Source organism: Campylobacter concisus (assembly GCF_002914195.1).
Taxonomy (GTDB): domain Bacteria; phylum Campylobacterota; class Campylobacteria; order Campylobacterales; family Campylobacteraceae; genus Campylobacter_A; species Campylobacter_A concisus_M.
In genome coordinates this window covers 532803-551011 of the sequence record NZ_PPAU01000090.1, presented here as the reverse complement: position 1 = coordinate 551011, position 18209 = coordinate 532803, and the positions used below count along the sequence as shown (strand labels likewise).

Annotated in this window: 12 protein-coding genes; 10 read left to right on the top strand and 2 right to left on the bottom strand. The window is 36.5% G+C overall.

Annotated elements, in window-relative coordinates:
- Positions 1 to 29 precede the first annotated feature (29 nt).
- The 8 genes from pbpC (at position 30) to CYP28_RS04970 (ending at position 14320) form a co-directional block, all read left to right on the top strand.
- Entirely contained in the window at positions 30 to 2198 is a 2169-nt protein-coding gene (gene pbpC / locus CYP28_RS05005) for a penicillin-binding protein 1C (protein WP_103593313.1), read from the top strand.
- A gap of 1 nt (position 2199) precedes the next feature.
- A complete protein-coding gene (locus tag CYP28_RS05000; RefSeq protein ID WP_103593312.1) occupies positions 2200 to 7320 on the top strand; it encodes an alpha-2-macroglobulin family protein in 5121 nt (1706 codons plus the stop codon).
- 120 nt (positions 7321 to 7440) lie between these two features.
- On the top strand, positions 7441 to 10065 hold the full coding sequence (locus CYP28_RS04995; RefSeq protein WP_103593311.1) for a valine--tRNA ligase: 2625 nt from the start codon (positions 7441 to 7443) through the stop codon (positions 10063 to 10065).
- Entirely contained in the window at positions 10065 to 11021 is a 957-nt protein-coding gene (locus CYP28_RS04990) for a methionine ABC transporter ATP-binding protein (protein ID WP_103593310.1), read from the top strand. The genes CYP28_RS04995 and CYP28_RS04990 overlap by 1 nt, the downstream gene beginning before the upstream one ends.
- On the top strand, positions 11021 to 11695 hold the full coding sequence (locus CYP28_RS04985) for a methionine ABC transporter permease (RefSeq protein ID WP_103593309.1): 675 nt from the start codon (positions 11021 to 11023) through the stop codon (positions 11693 to 11695). The genes CYP28_RS04990 and CYP28_RS04985 overlap by 1 nt, the downstream gene beginning before the upstream one ends.
- Positions 11696 to 11954: 259 nt before the next feature.
- Positions 11955 to 12737 carry a MetQ/NlpA family ABC transporter substrate-binding protein gene (locus CYP28_RS04980; protein ID WP_103593308.1) on the top strand — a complete coding sequence of 261 codons (783 nt, stop codon included), beginning with the start codon at positions 11955 to 11957 and terminating at the stop codon, positions 12735 to 12737.
- 74 nt (positions 12738 to 12811) lie between these two features.
- On the top strand, positions 12812 to 13591 hold the full coding sequence (locus CYP28_RS04975) for a MetQ/NlpA family ABC transporter substrate-binding protein (protein WP_103593307.1): 780 nt from the start codon (positions 12812 to 12814) through the stop codon (positions 13589 to 13591).
- 138 nt (positions 13592 to 13729) lie between these two features.
- The gene (locus tag CYP28_RS04970) at positions 13730 to 14320 is read left to right on the top strand and encodes a DedA family protein (RefSeq protein WP_103593306.1); all 591 of its coding nucleotides are present in this window, start codon (positions 13730 to 13732) and stop codon (positions 14318 to 14320) included.
- Positions 14321 to 14392: 72 nt separating this feature from the next.
- Here the strand turns inward: CYP28_RS04970 and murI are convergent, their stop codons facing one another.
- Entirely contained in the window at positions 14393 to 15181 is a 789-nt protein-coding gene (murI, locus tag CYP28_RS04965) for a glutamate racemase (RefSeq protein ID WP_103593305.1), read from the bottom strand.
- Between the two features lie 92 nt (positions 15182 to 15273).
- Here murI and CYP28_RS04960 point away from each other — a divergent pair, with 92 nt between their 5' ends.
- Positions 15274 to 16434 carry an FtsW/RodA/SpoVE family cell cycle protein gene (locus CYP28_RS04960; protein WP_021091312.1) on the top strand — a complete coding sequence of 387 codons (1161 nt, stop codon included), beginning with the start codon at positions 15274 to 15276 and terminating at the stop codon, positions 16432 to 16434.
- Positions 16431 to 17453 carry an undecaprenyldiphospho-muramoylpentapeptide beta-N-acetylglucosaminyltransferase gene (murG, locus tag CYP28_RS04955; protein WP_103593304.1) on the top strand — a complete coding sequence of 341 codons (1023 nt, stop codon included), beginning with the start codon at positions 16431 to 16433 and terminating at the stop codon, positions 17451 to 17453. The genes CYP28_RS04960 and murG overlap by 4 nt, the downstream gene beginning before the upstream one ends.
- Here murG and CYP28_RS04950 read toward each other — a convergent pair.
- Complete coding sequence (locus CYP28_RS04950; protein ID WP_021091403.1) at positions 17445 to 18179, bottom strand: hypothetical protein; 735 nt, start codon at positions 18177 to 18179, stop codon at positions 17445 to 17447. The two genes, murG and CYP28_RS04950, sit on opposite strands and share 9 nt — an antisense overlap.
- Positions 18180 to 18209 lie beyond the last annotated feature (30 nt).

Here is an 18209-nt window from a genome sequence, read left to right as displayed (position 1 = left end):
CTTAAACTTTAACAGCTATAATCACGCCGATGAAAAAGTTTAAATTTCTAAAATTTCTTGCCCTATTTTTGGCCCTTTTGGTTGCTATTTTTTTGATATTGGATCAAATTTATCCACTAAATTTAGATGCACTTAAAAAAGACGAAGCCAAAATTTTGCTTGATAAAAATGGCGAGATCATAAATATGAAGCTTAGTAGCGATGGAATTTGGAGATTTCACGAGCAAAGCTTCCCAAGCTCACTAAAACAATGCGTAGTTCTCTTTGAAGATAGATACTTTTACTACCATTTTGGCGTAAATTTTGCCTCCATTTTTAGAGCATTTTTCCACAATCTAAGAAGCGACAACCGCATAGGCGCTAGCACTATCACGATGCAAGTGGCAAGAATGCTTGAGCCAAGTGATAGGAGCTATAAAAATAAGATAAGAGAAATTTTTAGAGCATTTCAGCTCGAGCTTCATTTTAGCAAGGATGAAATTTTAAATTTTTATCTAAATTTAGCCCCATATGGCGGCAACATCGAGGGTGTAAAGGCGGCAAGTTTCTTTTACTTTGGCAAAGAGCTAAACGAGCTTAGCTACGCTCAGGCCGCACTTTTAAGCACGATCCCTAAAAATCCAAATAAAAATAGACTAGACCGCGTTTCAAACATAAATGCTCTAAAAAACAGAGTCATAAAAATGCTTTATAAAGCAAAGCTGATAGATCTTAGCGCCTTTAAAAGAGCGCAGGCAGAGCCATTTAAAAATGTAAGAGCAAAAGCTATCGTAACCGCGGAAGATTATGCAAATGTCGCTTTTAAAAACCAAATTTCAAAGGCGAGTTTGGATCTAAATTTGCAAAAAGATATGCTTAAAATTTTAAAAGATACGATGTTTTCGCTAAAGGCTAAAAATGCAAACAACGCAGCAGCCGTGGTCATTGACAATAAAAAAATGAGCGTTGTTGCCTTCATAGGCTCTCATGATGAGCACGCGCGTGATGGCAAAAACTCAGCTCTAAATATGAAGCGAAACACCGGCAGCACGCTAAAGCCTTTTATTTATTCGCTAGCACTTGATGGTGGGCTTATAACGCCAAATTCGCAGTTAATTGATACGCAAATTTATATAAAAGAGTATGCTCCAAAGAATTTTAGTAATGATTTTTTAGGTATCGTAAGCGCGAAAGATGCTCTAAATTTCAGCCTAAATATCCCAGTTATAAATTTAAACTTAAAGCTAAAAGACAATTCGCTTTATGAGCTACTCGAAAAGGTAAATTTGGTAGATGAAAATAAGGAGTATTATGGGGCTTCTATAACGCTTGGAAGTGCTGAAATGAGCCTGCTTGATCTTGCTCATCTTTATACTATTTATGCAAATGACGGTATTTATAGGCCACTTGAGTTTGCTGGCAAAAACTACAAAAATGAAGAGAAAAATGTAACTCTAATCTCGCCTCAAAGTGCCTATTTAACCGCTAAAATGCTAAGCGAAGCCTCAAGATCGTATCTAAAAAATACTTGGCAGTACGCCCAAAATACGCCAAAGATCGCTTTTAAAACTGGCACAAGCGCAAACTCACGTGATCTTTACGCAATAGGCGTTGATGAAAATTACACAATTGCTATTTGGATTGGAAATTTTAATGCCAGTAAAACTGATAAACTAACAGGACTAAATGACGTATCAAAGAGCCTTTTTGATATGTTTAAGATAATCGCTCAAAAAGAGAAGTTAAGATTTATGAGTGAACCAGATGGCATAGAAAAGCTACCAACTTGCATTGATGCCTTTAACTATGAAAAGTGCAAAAAAATGGCGTTTGATGATAGGATAAAGGGTGTAGATTTAAAGGATAAGTGCGAAAGTTTAAGGGGCGAAGAGCTCGATTTTTTGGTTAAAAATGAGCTTTTGGATAAAGATGAGATACAAAAAAGTCCTTGCGCTGAAATTTTTAAAGATAAAAAGCCAGTTTTTGCCTATCCGTATGACAATGAAGAGATAGTGACAGATGAAAATATTACACAAGTTATGGTAAAATGCTACGCGTTTTTAGGCGATGAAATTTACCTAAAAATAGATGATTTGAACTTTTCTAAGATAGAAAATGCAAGCGAAAAAAAGTTTGATCTAACTCTTGGCGAGCACAGCATAAAATGCCTTGATCAAAACTCAAATCAAAGTGAAATAACAATAAAAATAAGGAGATAAAATGTGGCAAAAAGTAGCACTTCTAGCACTTTTGGGAATGACAAATTTATATGCTTTGAGCCTAAATGGCACTGCGCAGATAAAATCGCCCCTAAGCGTAGAGTTTGGACTAGAAGATAAAGTCGATAAAAATTTTGTTGGTATGCTAAGTGATAAAAAGCTACTTTTGTGCCAACCAGCATTAAATGGTACGGTTAGATTTAATAGTCAAAGCTTGCTGCTTTTTACAAAAGATATGCATGCTGGTTTGGATTATAGCTGCAAGCTTGAAAATGGAAGCACTGCTAGTTTTGCCACGAAAGAATTTGAGCTATCAAAAATAGAAAAAATAAGTGATAGCAAATATATAGTTAAATTTAATGATGAAGTAAATATTGAAGCTATCAAAAATATTGCCGTAAAAGATGCGAAATTTAAAGCAATTGAGCTTTCTAACAATAGTTTTGAGCTTAATCTTGATAAAAATTTAAGCAATCCAGTTTTTGATTTTGGTAAAAAATTTGAGAGCAAATTTGGTGCAACGCTTTCAGGTGAAACGATAGTAAATTTTGCCGATGAAATAAGCGAAGAAAGCGTAAATATAAATGATAATGCAAAGAGTCTTGAGATACCAGAAATTTATCCAGTAAGCCTTGATAATGGCATCTTGGGCTTTAGAATTTATCTAAAAAATTGGCTTGATGACGACATTAACTTAAAAAAATTTATAAACATTAAAGGTGTAAAAAACTTTAGCATTAGTGACGTTAAATATAGTGACAACTACGAAGAAAACTCAGAGCTTAGCGAATATTATTACTACATTGATATTACAAGTGACGATTTTAAACCACAAAATAGTTATGAAATCACCATTAAGCCCGGTTTTGGCGATGATAGAAATGTAGTAAGAGAAGAAAGTAGCTATGAAGTAGTAGCTGGCAATTTCACTCCGTTTGCAAATTTTATAAATAATGAACCATATATCTCAAGTGTCGGTGAAATCGGTATCAGAAGTGCAAATTTGCCTGAGCTAAATGTAAGCATTGAAAAGCTAAGTGATCAAAATTTTAGATATTTCTTAAATTTTAATGACAATAACGAAGAGTTAAGCAACTTCAGCACGAAAGTGGCAAGCAAAAGTTATAAGCTTGATGGTGCATTAAATGAAATTTCACTAAATAAAATCAAACTCGACTTTGCTGGAGCTGGAGACGGCGTTTATAAAATAAATTTAAACTACGGCAAAGATAAGAGTGTCTCAAAGGTCGTCTATCTAAGCGATATCGCCGTAAATGCAAAGCTTGGCAAGGATGAAATTTTCGTATTTGCAAATCGTCTTGGCGAAAATACAATGCTTCCAAACGCAAATGTAAAAATTTATGGCAAGAAAAACGAAGAGATCGCAGTTGGTGCGACAAATGATATAGGCGTTTTTAAATTTAACAAAAAAGATATTTACAAAAATATCTCCTCAGTGGTTGTCTCTCTTGGAAAAGAGCAAAATTTTCTTATTTTAAAAGAAGATGAAGCACTAAATGAAGCGAAATTTATGAGTCAAAATACCAGTGAGAGTATCGATGCATATGTTCATTTTGCTTCAAATATCATAAGACCAAATGAGAGTTTAAGGGGTGCAATCTATCTAAGAGATAGAGATTTTAATCCTTTAAAAAATATGCCTATAAAGATAAAATTTTTCGATCCACAAGGCAAAAGTAGTGCTGAAATTTCAAAAAATACAAATGACGTTGGCATGGTAAATTTTGAAAAAGAGATACTAAGCGATCTAAGCGGTAGATTTAATATGCAAGTAATTTATGCAAGCAAAGTGATCTCAAATGTGCCATTTTTTGTTGAGAGTTTTATGCCAAATAGGATAAAAAATGAGATAACGCTTGAGAGGGATAAATTTTTCGCAAATGAGCTTATTAGAGCAAATCTAGCTAGTAACTATCTCTTTGGTGGCGCTGCTAGCGAGCTTGATGGCAGCATGCAGGTTAGCTTTTTTGATGATGAATATAAAAATAGCGAGTTTAAAGATTATAAATTTAAAAACAATACTCTAAAACCAAGCGCTTATCCATCTTTTGAGAATGATCTCACTCTTTCAAAAGATGGTAAATCAAGTCAAATGATAGATCTTAGCTTTAGCACTAAAAATGCCTCTTCTATCATAACAGGCGTGATAAATTTTAATGTAAATGATGATGGCAAAAATGTAAGCGATACAAAAAGCTTTACGCTCTATCCTTACAAAGATATGGTCGGTATCGCAGCAAGCACGACATTTGCTGAGCCAAACGAAGATGTAAAAATAAGAACGGTTGTAGTAGATATGTCTAGTCAAAAGGCCGTAAAATCAAATTTAAAATTTGATATAAAACGCGTTACTTGGCAATACCAAAGAGATGCAAATGGCTATATAAAGTGGTTTCAAACGCTAGAAGATGTGGATAATTTTTATAAAGACAATGGCGAGTTTAGCTATAAATTTACACAAAGTGGCTCATATGTGATCATCGCTACAAATCTAGTAAGTGGAGCAAGCACAAGCCTTGATATGGACGTAAGTGGCTACAATTACTCGACTCTAGCGCCTACAAAAGAGCTTAGTAAATCTCAAATCAAACTAAATAAAAATATCTACAAAAAAGGCGATGAACTAAGTGCTGATATAAGCTCAGCTATAAAAGAAGGTATCGCTCTCGTTACGCTTGAAGATGGTGGCGTGAAAGCCTACAAGGTTGTTAAGATAAAAAACAACTCAGCAAATGTGAAATTTAAACTTGACTTTGATTTTAGCGGACTTTATGTGAGTGCAAATATCTACCGCATGACAGATGGGGGATTAACTCCGTTTAGAACTTACGGCAAGGTTTATGCTAAGGCTGATAAGTCATCAAGGATACTTGATCTAAGTCTTGATGCACCAAATACGGCAAAAAGCGATGAAAATATAAAAATTTCACTAAAAACAAAGCCAAAAGCTTATGTAAATTTATTTATCACAGATGTTGGTGTGCTTGATATAACGTCACAAAAGCCAGCTGATCCACTTAAATTTTTTGACAAGATTTTACCAGATGGCGTTTTTGACTATGACATTTATAATATGCTCACAAACTATAAAGTCGAGGGCAAGACTTTAAGCTTTGGTGGCGATATGGCGGCACTTGCCATGGAGGCAAAGATGGCAAAACATGCTAGCCCAGTCGATAGCAAAAAGATAAAAACATATGCAAATTTAGTAAGTCTTCAAGCTGACGATAATGGTGAAATTTCATACGAGTTTAAAACACCAAATGGCTTTAACTCTGCTATTAGAGTAGATGTCGTGGCAAATAATGAAAATAGCATGAATGCGGTAAATAAAGAAATTTTAGTAAAAGATGATGTGATTATTAAGCCAAGTGCGTTAGTTTATCTGCTAAAAGGCGATGAGCTAAATGCAAACTTAAGGCTCATAAATACAACAAATGAGGATAAAAATTTAACCATAAAAGTGGCTAGCAGTAAAAATTTAAGTATCAAAACAAAAGAAAATATAAATTTAAAGCCGCTTGAAAATAAAGCCTTTACATTTAAAATTTCAGCTCTTGAAGCTGGAGCTGGCGAATACAATATAACAATAAGTGACAAAAACAGCTCAAAAACAGCTCAAAATTTACTTGATGTAGTTAATCCTTATACGATAAGCACCTATGCAAAAAGTAGCGTCTTTGACAAAGAGAGTATGATCTCGCTTCCAAAAGGCTTTCACAATGTTAGTATAGATGCGTCAAGCTCGGTTTCAAGCGTGCTATTAGCAGCTTCTAAAAATTTAGTCGAGTACCCTTACGGATGTGCAGAGCAAAGGAGCTCTAGACTGCTTGCGCTTTTAAATTTAAAGCCAAAAGATGAGCTTGAAAAAAATGATCAAAAGAGATTTATTGTAAACGGAATGAGTGAGCTAATTAAGATGCAAAAACCAGATGGTAGCTTTGGCTACTGGAGCGATCTAGGTAGTACAAATGCATTTGCTTCGATCTATGCAACTGATGTGCTGCTTGATCTTGAAGAGGCTGGATATGAGCTAAATAAAAATGTAAAGCAAAGAGCATTAAATTCGCTCTTAAAATATACAAACACAGATATTGAAGCTCTATATGCTATCTATGTAAGCTCCCGCGCAAATGTTGCTGATAAATCGGTGCTAAATAAAATTTATGACCACAAAGCTTACAATACGACCGCACTTAATAAATATCTAATGGCAGCAGCTCTAAAGCTAAACGGCTTAAATGACGAAGCAAAGGTGGCGCTAAAAGATATCAAAAAAGCTCAGGTAGCTGATTACAGCAGGGATTATTCTAGCTTTGGCTCAAAGATGAGAGACAATGCATTTATCTTGTATCTGCACGCAAAATATTTTGAGAAAAACGACTACTCAGATGATCTTGCAAATTTCTTGATCACAAATTTAAATGAGCTTAGCTCAACACAAGAGCGCGCTTTTGCTCTTAGAGCGCTAAATGCTTACTTTGGCAAAGATAGTGGTGAGAAAAACAATAAATTTAAGCTTGCCTACAACGGTTCAAGTAAAGAATTTGACGGCCTTTTAAGCGTATCATTTACAGCAAAAGATGGAAATTTTACCATCACTCCACTTGGTAAAAACAAGCTATATGCCACTATTTTAAGCTACGCTTATGTGCCACTTGAGATTAAACATAAAATAGAGCCAAAAGAGCTTGATGTTTATAGAACGTTTGTCGATGAAAAAGGCAAAGAGATTGATTTAAATAGCCTAAGAGCAAATGATGTTGTCTATTCAAAGATAGTGATAAATTCTAAAGCTATGGTTAAAAATGGCGTAATAAACGAGATAGTAAGTAGCTGCTTTGAGCCGATAAATGAAAATTTAAGTGGTTTTAATAAGAGCCTTAAAGATAGCATTGAGCTTGAATATCAGAGTATAAAAGATGATCGCGTTTTAAGTTTTTATACATTAGATAGTGATAAGAGAGAGGCTGTGCTTTATACGCCTTATCGTGTAAGACTTGGCGGTAAATGCTCGCTTGGTGCGGTCACAACTGAAAATATGTATAACGAAAGACAAAACGACTACGACCTAGCTCAGCGAAGCTTTACTGTTAAATAAGCTATATAAATTTCGGGGTGTTTAACCGCCCCAAGCCCATATTTTCCCACTTTTGCAAAGATTTTTTTAAACAAATTTTAGATAACATTAAGCATTTTTTAAACGAAAGAGGATACAAAAGTGGCAGAATTTTACAATGCAAAAGAGATAGAAGATAAATTTTATAAAATTTGGGAAGAACGCGGATACTTCGAGATAGACGCGAACAAAGATATCCAAAAAGATGGACGTAAATTTTGCATTATGATGCCACCTCCAAACGTGACTGGCTCACTTCACATCGGACACGCCTTAACCTTCACACTCCAAGATATCATGACTCGCTACAAGAGGATGGATGGCTACAAGACGCTTTGGCAGCCAGGACTTGACCACGCTGGTATCGCTACTCAAAATGTCGTTGAAAAGCAGCTTTTAGCTCAAGGGATCAAAAAAGAGGAGCTTGGACGCGAGAAATTTGTAGAAAAAGTGTGGGAGTGGAAGGAAAAAAGCGGTGGCATGATCGTGCATCAGATGCGTAAGCTTGGCATCACTCCGGCTTGGTCTCGCCAGAGATTTACTATGGATGAGGGCTTAAGAAGAGCTGTAAAAAAAGCCTTTGTAAATTTATACGACAAAGGACTGATCGTTCAGAAAAACTACATGATAAACTGGTGTACACACGACGGCGCGCTTTCTGACATCGAGGTTGAGCACAAAGAGAATAAAGGCAAGCTTTATCATTTAAGATACTATTTTGCAGATAAGCCAAGTGAATTTGTTGTTGTTGCAACAACTCGCCCGGAGACCTACTTTGGTGACACCGCCGTAATGGTAAATCCAAACGACGAACGATATAAAAATTTAATTGGCAAAAAGGTTGTTCTGCCTATCATAAATAGAGAGATCGAGATCATCGCAGATGAGCATGTCGATATGGAGTTTGGAACGGGTCTTGTTAAAGTCACGCCTGCACACGATCAAAACGACTACGAGGTTGGCAAAAGGCACAATCTTGAGTTTATCACTGTCTTTGATGAAAAGGGTATTTTAAACGACAAGTGCGATAAATTTGCAGGTCTTGAGAGGCTTGAGGCTAGAGATATCGTCGTGGCCGAGCTTGAAAAACTTGGCAATGTTGAAAAGATAGAGGACTACGAAAACCAAGTAGGTTACTGCTACCGCTGCAAAAATGTCGTCGAGCCATACATCTCAAAGCAGTGGTTCGTCAAAAAAGAGATCGCAGACGAGGCGATCGCAAAGGTCGGCGAAGGCTTAGCGAAATTTTACCCACCGCACTGGATAAACAGCTTTAACGCGTGGATGAGAGAGCTAAGAGACTGGTGTATCTCACGCCAGCTATGGTGGGGACATCAAATTCCAGTATTTTACTGCGATGATTGTGGTCATATGTGGGCTGATGAGGACGAGCCATACGAGTGCAAAAAGTGTAAAAGTAAAAATTTCCACCAAGACCCAGACGTGCTAGATACGTGGTTTAGCTCTGGTCTTTGGCCATTTAGCACGCTTGGCTGGGGCAATGATAACGAGCTAAAAAATGAAAAATGGTTTGAAGGCGATTTGGCCGAATTTTACCCAAACAACCTTCTCATAACTGGCTTTGATATCTTGTTTTTCTGGGTTGCTAGGATGATGTTTCAGGGTGAAAATGCCCTGGGTAAGCTACCGTTTGACGATATCTATTTGCACGCGCTTGTAAAGGATGAATTCGGCAGAAAGATGAGCAAGAGTCTTGGTAACGTCATCGACCCACTTGATAGCATAAATGAGTATAGTGCCGATATATTGCGCTTTACGCTAACGCTTTTAGCCGTTCAAGGACGTGATATCAAGCTAAGCGACGCCAAGATGAAGCAGGTAAGAAATTTCACCAACAAGCTTTATAACGCAAGCAAATATCTCATGCTAAATGAGAGTAAATTTGAAAATTTAGAGGATATCAAACTTCAAACAAAGCTTGGAATTTATATGAATAGCCGCTTTAACGAGTGCGTGAGAGAGGTGCGCGAAAACATCGACGCTTACCGCTTCAATGACGCTGCAAACACACTTTATAAATTCCTTTGGGATGAGTTTTGCGACTGGGGCATTGAGCTAAGCAAGGCGGATAAAGCGAGCGTAAAAGAGCTTGGAAGTATATTTAAAGAGGCGATGAAACTGCTAAATCCTTTCATGCCGTTTCTCTCGGAGTATCTATTTCAAGAGCTTAGTGGCACACAACTTGAAAACGCAAAATCAATAATGGTGATGAGCTATCCAGAGATAAAAGAGCGAAATTTAGAGGTTGAGAAGAAATTTGAGCTAGTTATCGAAGCGATCGTTGCGATTCGCCGTGCAAAAGCGACCATAGATCTTGGCAACTCAAAGATCGCAAAAGCTTTTGTTAAATTTAATGAAAAAATAGATCTCGACGAGGTTAAAGAGTATATAAAACTGCTTGCAAAATGCGAAGAGATAGGCTTTGTAGATGAGAAAATAGAAAATTCTATCAGAGACGTGAGCGAAAATTTAGAGGCATTTGTTCCGCTTGAAGGGCTTGATATGAGCGGTATCATCACAAGATTAAGGTCTCAAAAGACAAAGCTTGAAAAAGAGATAGCTAAGCTCTCAGGCATGCTAAATAACCAAAATTTCGTGGCAAATGCACCAAAAGAGGTCATAGAGACAAACAAAGAGGCGCTAGAGAGCGCTGAGGCTAAATTTAAAAAAGTATGCGAAGAGCTAGAAGCTCTTGGAGAAAAATAGTGATAAAGATAGAAAATTTAAGTAAATTTTATGGTGATACGCAGATCCTTTTTGATATAAATTTAGAGGTTAAAAAGGGTGAAATTTTTGCTATCGTGGGACATAGTGGAGCTGGTAAATCAACGCTTTTAAGGTGCATAAATGGACTTGAAAGCTATCAAGGTGGCAGCTTAAAAGTCTTTGATAAAGAGATAAAAAATTTAGATGAGACGCAGCAGAGACATTTAAGGCGGGATGTTGGGATGATATTTCAGCATTTTGCCTTGATGGCTAGAAAAAATGTCTTTGAAAACGTCGCTACTCCGCTTAAATTTTGGGGCTATAAAAGCGATGAAACCGAAAAAAGAGTGAGAGAGCTTTTAAATTTAGTCGGTCTTGAAAGCAAGGCAAAAAGCTATCCAAGCGAGCTAAGTGGCGGGCAAAAACAGCGTGTGGCGATCGCTAGAGCGCTTGCTTTAAATCCTAAAATTTTACTAAGCGACGAGGCGACTTCGGCTCTTGATCCAAATACAACGAATCAAATTTTAGAGCTGCTTGAAAAGATAAACAAAGAGCTAGACATCAGCGTCGTTATCGTCACGCACGAGATGGAGGTTGTAAAATCTATCGCAAAACGAGCGATCTTGCTAGAAGGTGGCAAGATCATAGGCTCTGGAAGCATCGAAGAGTTATTTTTAAAGCCAGATGAGAAGATGAAAGAATTTTTGGGCGAGATTGAAATTCTGCCAAGCACTGGCACAAATATCAGGCTATTTTTTCCAAAAGAAGTGGCTCAAAACAGCGTGATTACACACATGGCTAGAAGACTAAACATCGACTTTAACATAGTCTGGGGCAAACTTGAGAAGCTAAACGAAAATGTTCTTGGCTCACTTGTCATAAACATAGACGAAAAAGATAAAGAAAACGTACTTAACTACATCAAGCAAAGTGGCGTTTTATGGGAGGTTGCTTGATGTTTGGTATTGATTTTTCTAAATTTCCAGATGTTTTTTCTAGGATATTGCTGCCAGCTATCGGCGAGACGCTATATATGAGCATAGTCTCCACCCTACTTGCCTTTGCCATAGGCCTCATACCTGCGGTTTTGCTCATTCTTTCAGACAAAGATGGTCTAAAGCCAAACAAGCAACTTTATTTTGTGCTAGATATCATCATAAACGTGCTTAGAAGTTTTCCATTTATTATCCTCATTATTGTGCTCTTTCCTGTCACAAAAATTATCGTAGGCACAAGTATCGGCACTACGGCTGCGATCGTTCCGCTAACTATTGGCGCGGCTCCGTTTGTAGCAAGACTAATCGAAAACGCTCTCAAAGAGGTTGATAAAGGCATCATCGAAGCTGCTCAAAGCTTTGGAAGCTCGAAATTTCAGATCATCTTTAGAGTGATGTTTGTAGAGGCACTTCCTGGTATCATCTCGGCATTTACGCTAACACTTATCGTAAATATCGGCTTTTCAGCGATGGCTGGAGCAGTTGGCGGTGGCGGACTAGGATCTGTCGCTATAAACTATGGTTATCAAAGATTTCGCCCAGATATCATGCTCTACACCGTGGTTATTCTTATCATTATGGTTCAAATTTTTCAAGTTCTAGGTAACTACTTATATAAAATTTCTAAAAAATAGGCCTTTGTTTTTATCTGATTTTAAGCTTTTTTCCTTAAAATTGCCCGAATTAATTTTTAGCTGAAAGGATAAAAGATGAAATCAGATATGTGCCACATGTGCCGCCTATTAAAAAACGCGTTGTCGAAAGACTAATCTCTAAGCACAAAATTTCTTTTTAAGTGCTTAGAACTAGCTTAAGCGCTTAAAAAGAAATTTAACCCTCTAGCTTAAATTTATCCTTTTTTGGTGCTTGGCAAATTTTAAAAAAGGATAATAAATGAAAAAACTACTTCTCACTTCTTTAGTTGCTATTGGTCTTAGTGTAAGTGCAAATGCAGCTGATAAATCAAAAACAATAATCGTTGGTGCTACACCTATCCCACACGCTGAAATTTTAGAGGTTGTAAAGCCTATTTTGGCAAAAGATGGCTATACGCTTGAGATCAAAGAATTTAACGACTACACCACGCCAAACCTTGCGACAGAGGACGGCGACCTTGACGCAAATTTCTTTCAGCACATCCCATATCTTGAAGAATTTAACAAAAACAAAGGCACTCACCTTGTAAAAACAGTTGGCGTTCATCTTGAGCCAATGGGAGTTTATTCTAAAAAGATAAAAGATATCAAAGATCTAAAAGATGGTTCGACCGTATCTATCCCAAATGATCCGACAAATGAAAGCCGTGCTTTAGATATCCTTGCAAATGCTGGACTTATTAAGCTAAACGATAATCCACTAAAAACTCCGCTTGATATAGTTGATAACCCTAAAAAGCTTAAATTTGAAGAGATCGAGACTGCTCAAGTGCCAAGAACGCTTGATGACGTTACTATTGCAGTTATCAACACAAATTACGCTCTAAATGCTAATCTTAATCCGGTAAAAGACGCACTTGTACTTGAAAGCAAAAATAGCCCGTATGTAAACTACGTTGTAGTAAAGTCTGGTAACGAAAATAGCCCTAAAATAAAGGCTCTTGATAAAGCAATAAACTCATCAGAAGTTAAAAAATTTATCGAGACAAAGTATAACGGCGCTATCATCCCAGCGTTTTAATTAAATTTATAAAAAGCGACGTAAAAGCTTTTACCTTTTTAGCGTCGCTTAAACCAAATAAAAAAGGAAAAACAATGAAATTTATCAAACTTTTAACCGCATCTTTAGTTGCTCTAAGCCTTCACGCGGCCGACAAGGGCCACACTATTGTAGTCGGCGTCTCGCCAGTACCACACGCTGAAATTTTAGAATTTGTAAAGCCAAAGCTAAAAGATAAAGGCTACGACCTTGTTATCTCTGAAATTTCAGACTACTCTATCCCAAATGTCGCCACAGAAGATGGCAGCTTAGATGCAAATTTCTTTCAGCATTTACCATATCTTGAGGAGCAAAACAAGGCTAGAGGTTTACATCTTGTAAGTGTTGCAAACGTGCACGTCGAGCCACTCGGCTTTTATTCTAAAAAGATAAAAAACATAAAAGAGTTAAAAGATGGTGCAAAAGTTGCGATCGCTTATGATCCATCAAATGGTAATAGAGCACTTAGAATTTTAGAAAAAGCTGGTCTTATCGAGATCGATAAAAACGTAAAAGTTGCAACTATAAATGACATAACTAAAAATTCTAAAAATTTACAGTTTGTAGAGCTTGAGGGTGCTCAGATACCAAGAACGCTTGATGATGTCGATATCGCTGCCATTAGTACAAATTTCGTCCTTGATCTTGGCATGAGCGTGGCAAAAGACGCGCTTTTACTTGAAGACGCCAATAGTCCTTACGCTAACATCATCGTCACAAAGGCTGGCAACGAAAATAACCCTAAGATCAAAGCTTTGATTGATGCAGTGCTTAGTCCTGATACTAAAAATTTCATCATCACTCGCTATAAAGGCGAAGTTATACCTGCATTTTAAAAATGGGGCGAGCTTTCGCCCTATTTTGTTTCTACTTTCATCTTGTTTTAATAAGCTATAAACTCTCTTTATTTTTGTCAAAAAGCTTAAGCTATGCTTTGCTAAAATGGCTCACTTTAAAATTTTTCAGGAATTTAAATGCTGCATGATGTTATTGATTTTATAGTTGCGAGCGTGAGTAACTGGGGTTATGCTGGCATATTTGTGATGATGTTTTTAGAAAGCTCATTTTTTCCATTTCCAAGCGAGGTCGCAATGATACCTGCCGGCTATTTGGCGCATAAAGGTGAAATGAGTTTAATTTTAGCCTTTCTTGCAGGTACGCTTGGAAGCCTGCTTGGAGCTATTTTTAACTATTATCTTTGCTATTTTTTTGGGCGTGAGATCGTTTTAAAATACGGCAAATTTGTGGGAATCACTCACGAAAAAATGGATAAATTTGAGGCATTTTTCAATAAACACGGCGAAATTTCTACATTTAACTCACGTCTGATTCCTGGCATTCGTCAATACATAAGCCTACCAGCCGGACTTGCTAAGATGAATATTTTTAGATTTTGCCTATTTACCACGCTTGGTGCTGGGATTTGGTGTGCTGTTTTGCTTGGAGTTGGCTATTTTTTAGGCTCAAATCCTGATAAACAGACACTTTTAATAATCACGATCTCTCTTTTAGCTATAGTTGCAGTAATAAGCGTGGTCTATATAATAAAGCAAAGAAAAGGCTAAATACATATAAAAATATGTAAAATTTAGTGTATTTTATAAAATTTTTATTTGTGGTATTTAGTTAGATTTAACCTAGCAAATCGCCCTCATCTTCTCTAATCTAGCTAAATTTCTTGAAATTTTATCTAGCTCAAATTTACTGAATACTTCATCACCAGAATAGAAAAATCTAACTTTTGGGGCTTGATCTAAAGTAGAAATTTTTAGTCCAATCTCACTTATAAGGCGATTTATTGTCCCTTCGTTGCCATCAATTATGCTTATATTTGACGGCAAAATTTCTCTTAGGCTATCTTTAAAATAGTTAAAGTGCGTGCAGCCAAGCACCAAAAAGCTAAATTTGCTTAGATCAAATTTAGCTAACTCTTCTTTTAGATATGATTTTACGTTTTTGGTATCAAATTCCCCATTTTCAGCAAAATTTACAAGGCGCGGTAGAGCAAGTAGCTCAGTTTTATCTTTTGCGTGTAAATTTGCGATCAGCTCTTTTAGTTTTGCACCATTTACGGTGACCGGAGTGGCTATGACAAGCGTTTTTAGGGCATCATCATGGCTTAAGTCATGAGCCTTTTTTACGGCTGGCTCCATGCCGATTATAGGTACATTTAAATTTGCTCTAAGCTCTTTTATCGCTACGCTTGTTGCCGTGTTGCAAGCCACTACAACGGCGTTTGCGCCATTTTCTATGAGAAATTTCACCGCATCAAAGCTAAATTTTAAGATCTCAACCCTGCTCTTTTGTCCATACGGGACATTTTTAACGTCTGCGTAATATAAAAATTCATACTCACTAAGCTTGCTTAAAGCTTCATTTAAGACGCTCAGCCCGCCAAGTCCTGAGTCAAATATACCTATCTTCATGCCCTTCCTTAAAGCTTGCAATTATAGCAAATAATATCTTTGTAAGCCGTTTTTTATTATACTTTGGCACTTTTTAAACTTGGAGTTAAATTTTGGCAGTTGATAAGATCATTTTCTACCTTTGTTCGACTTTGATCGCTATAAGCATTATTTTTTCACTATCTTTGCCAGTTTTTACGGTTTTATTTTTTAATTACGACGAGTTTCACTTTTTCATCCGCCAGTTTATTGTTGGTTGTATCGGAATTTTCATTATGTGGTGGCTCTCTAGACTTAATCCTGAAAAAACGCTTGTTTGGATAGGGTTTGGCCTTCTTATATCTTGCGGTATCGCCATGGGGCTAATGCATGCATTGCCAGCTTCAATGGTGACTGACGCTGGTGGTGCTAGGCGTTGGATCAGGCTACCTGGCTTTTCACTAGCTCCAGTTGAGTTTTTTAAAATCGGTTTTGTCTACTTCTTGGCTTGGAGTTTTACTAGAAAATTTAGTGAAGGCAAAAGGACCTTGCTAGATGAGATTAAGATACTTATGCCTTATATTATTCTTTTTGGTGTTGCTATCTTTCTTATCGCTGTTATGCAAAATGACCTTGGTCAAGTGGTCGTGCTGGCACTTACATTTGTGACGATGGCACTTTTTGCAGGAGCAAGCGCAAGACTTTTTAGCATCGGTATATTAGGAGCTGCTTTTGTTATGACAGTAGCGATAATCAGCTCTGAACATAGAATTTTACGTATAAAGTCATGGTGGGGCACGATACAAAATATGGTACTTTCTTTCTTGCCTGACAGCGTTGCAGATGTATTAAGAGTAGCTGATGCACCAGAGCCATATCAAATTTCTCACTCATTAAATGCCATAAAACATGGCGAATTTTTTGGCGAAGGGCTTGGTGCTGGTATATTTAAGCTTGGCTTTTTAAGCGAGGTCCATACTGACTTTGTATTAGCTGGTATCGCTGAAGAGGTTGGTGTATTTGGTATTTTGTGTATCGTAGCTATATTTATAACGCTACTTTATAGAATTTTTAGAATTTCAGCTAGAAGCGAAAATAAGGTCTATCATCTATTTACGCTTGGTGTCGGGCTTATCTTATCGTTTTCATTTTTAATGAATAGCTATGGCATCACATCGATCACGCCTATCAAGGGTATTGCTGTGCCATTTCTTAGTTACGGCGGTAGTTCCGTGCTTGCGATTTGTATCGGTATCGGCATGGTTTTGATGGTTAGTAAAAGGGCAAAATTATGATTATTATTTGCGGTGGAGGCACTGGTGGGCATTTAGCGATTGCAAAGAGCTTTTGTGAGGAGCTAAATAGACGAGATATTAAGCCCATTTTTATTGGTTCAACTAGTGGGCAAGATAAATTTTGGTTTGAGAATGACGAGAATTTTTTACAAAAATTTTTCTTACCAAGTAGCGGCGTCGTAAATAAAAGAGGCCTTGCAAAGCTAAAATCACTAACAAATATCATAAGCCTAGCGCTAAAATGCAAGCAAATTTTTAAAGAAAATGGCGTTAATGCAGTCATTAGCGTTGGTGGCTATTCAGCAGCTCCAGCGGCTATTGCAGCCATTATCTCAAAAGTACCACTTTTTATCCACGAACAAAATGCTGTAATGGGCAAATTAAATAAAATTTTAAAGCCCTACGCGAAAGGCTTTTTTAGTTCTTATGATGAAGCTTCGCCCTACCCTTACCCTGTGGCAAAGAAATTTTTCGATAGTGCAAGAGTGAGAGAGGAGCTAAAGACTATTTTGTTTTTAGGAGGCTCGCAAGGCGCAAAAGCGATAAATGAACTAGCTATAAATTTAGCTCCATATCTTAAAGAAAAAGGTATAAAGATCATTCATCAATGTGGTAAAAACGGCTTTGATGAACTTAAAAAAAAATATGATGAACTTGGCTTTAATGAAACGAATTTAGAAATTTTTGAATTTAGTAAAGAGATAGAAAATAAGATGAGCAAGGCTGACCTTGCCATATCAAGAGCAGGAGCTAGCTCGCTTTGGGAGCTTTGTGCAAATGCTTTGCCATCTATCTTTGTGCCATTTCCTTATGCTGCTGGCAATCATCAGTTTTATAACGCTAATTTTTTAAAAGATAAAGGCATTGCTGAAATTTGCTTGCAAAATGGAGAAATTTTAGACAAAGACGAAGCTATAAGAATGATAGAAAATTTTGATCTAAACAAAAGCAGTAAAGCTCTAAAAGAGATCCTTTTGCCAAATGGAACAAAAGAGATAATTGATAAAATTTTAAACTAGCTCCTCGCCTATCGCACAAGCTTTTAGTTCTTTTAGTTCAAAGATCAAGTAATGATAAATAAGCTCATTTGTGTTTAAAATTTTTGCACTAAAGACCGGTTTTATCATAGTTATTATCTTATCAGTTATACCCGCGATCTCCACCAGTAAAAGTTCATCTTTGCGTTGTTTCGCTGCCTTAATACAATTATAAAAGAACGTATAAATTATCTTAAAATTTTGCAAAATAACATTTGAAACTATCCTAGAATGAATATGCAAAACATTATGTATACGTTCTTGTAGAGTATTTAGCTCCGCAAGTAGTGATTTTATTTGAGTAGTATCTGTTGTCCTAGAAAAGAGATTTTTCGCTTTATTTTTGTTTTGTATTTGATACTCTGCTACTAAAATTTCTATTATATTTAAAATGGCAACATAGCTTTCTTGTAAATTTTCATTTGCCTTAAAGCTCACACCGTTTTTCTCAATTTTATAATTTAAACTTCTCTTTATCTGCTCCAAATAAGTACTAATATTTTCATAATAGTCCTCTGTATTGAATACACTTTTAAAAAAATCGCTTTCACCTTTTAAATTTGTAAGCTTTTTTTTAAGTTCATCAGCATTTTTATTAAACTCAACAACCCCAACTGCCAAGCCGATCTCGTGTTCACTATTTTGTTCTAATGCTGTCAAACTTTCTTTTAGAACCGAAATTTGTTTTTGAATATTTTGAAAATCCATTTTTTCTCTTTTAATTTTTTTGCTTATTTT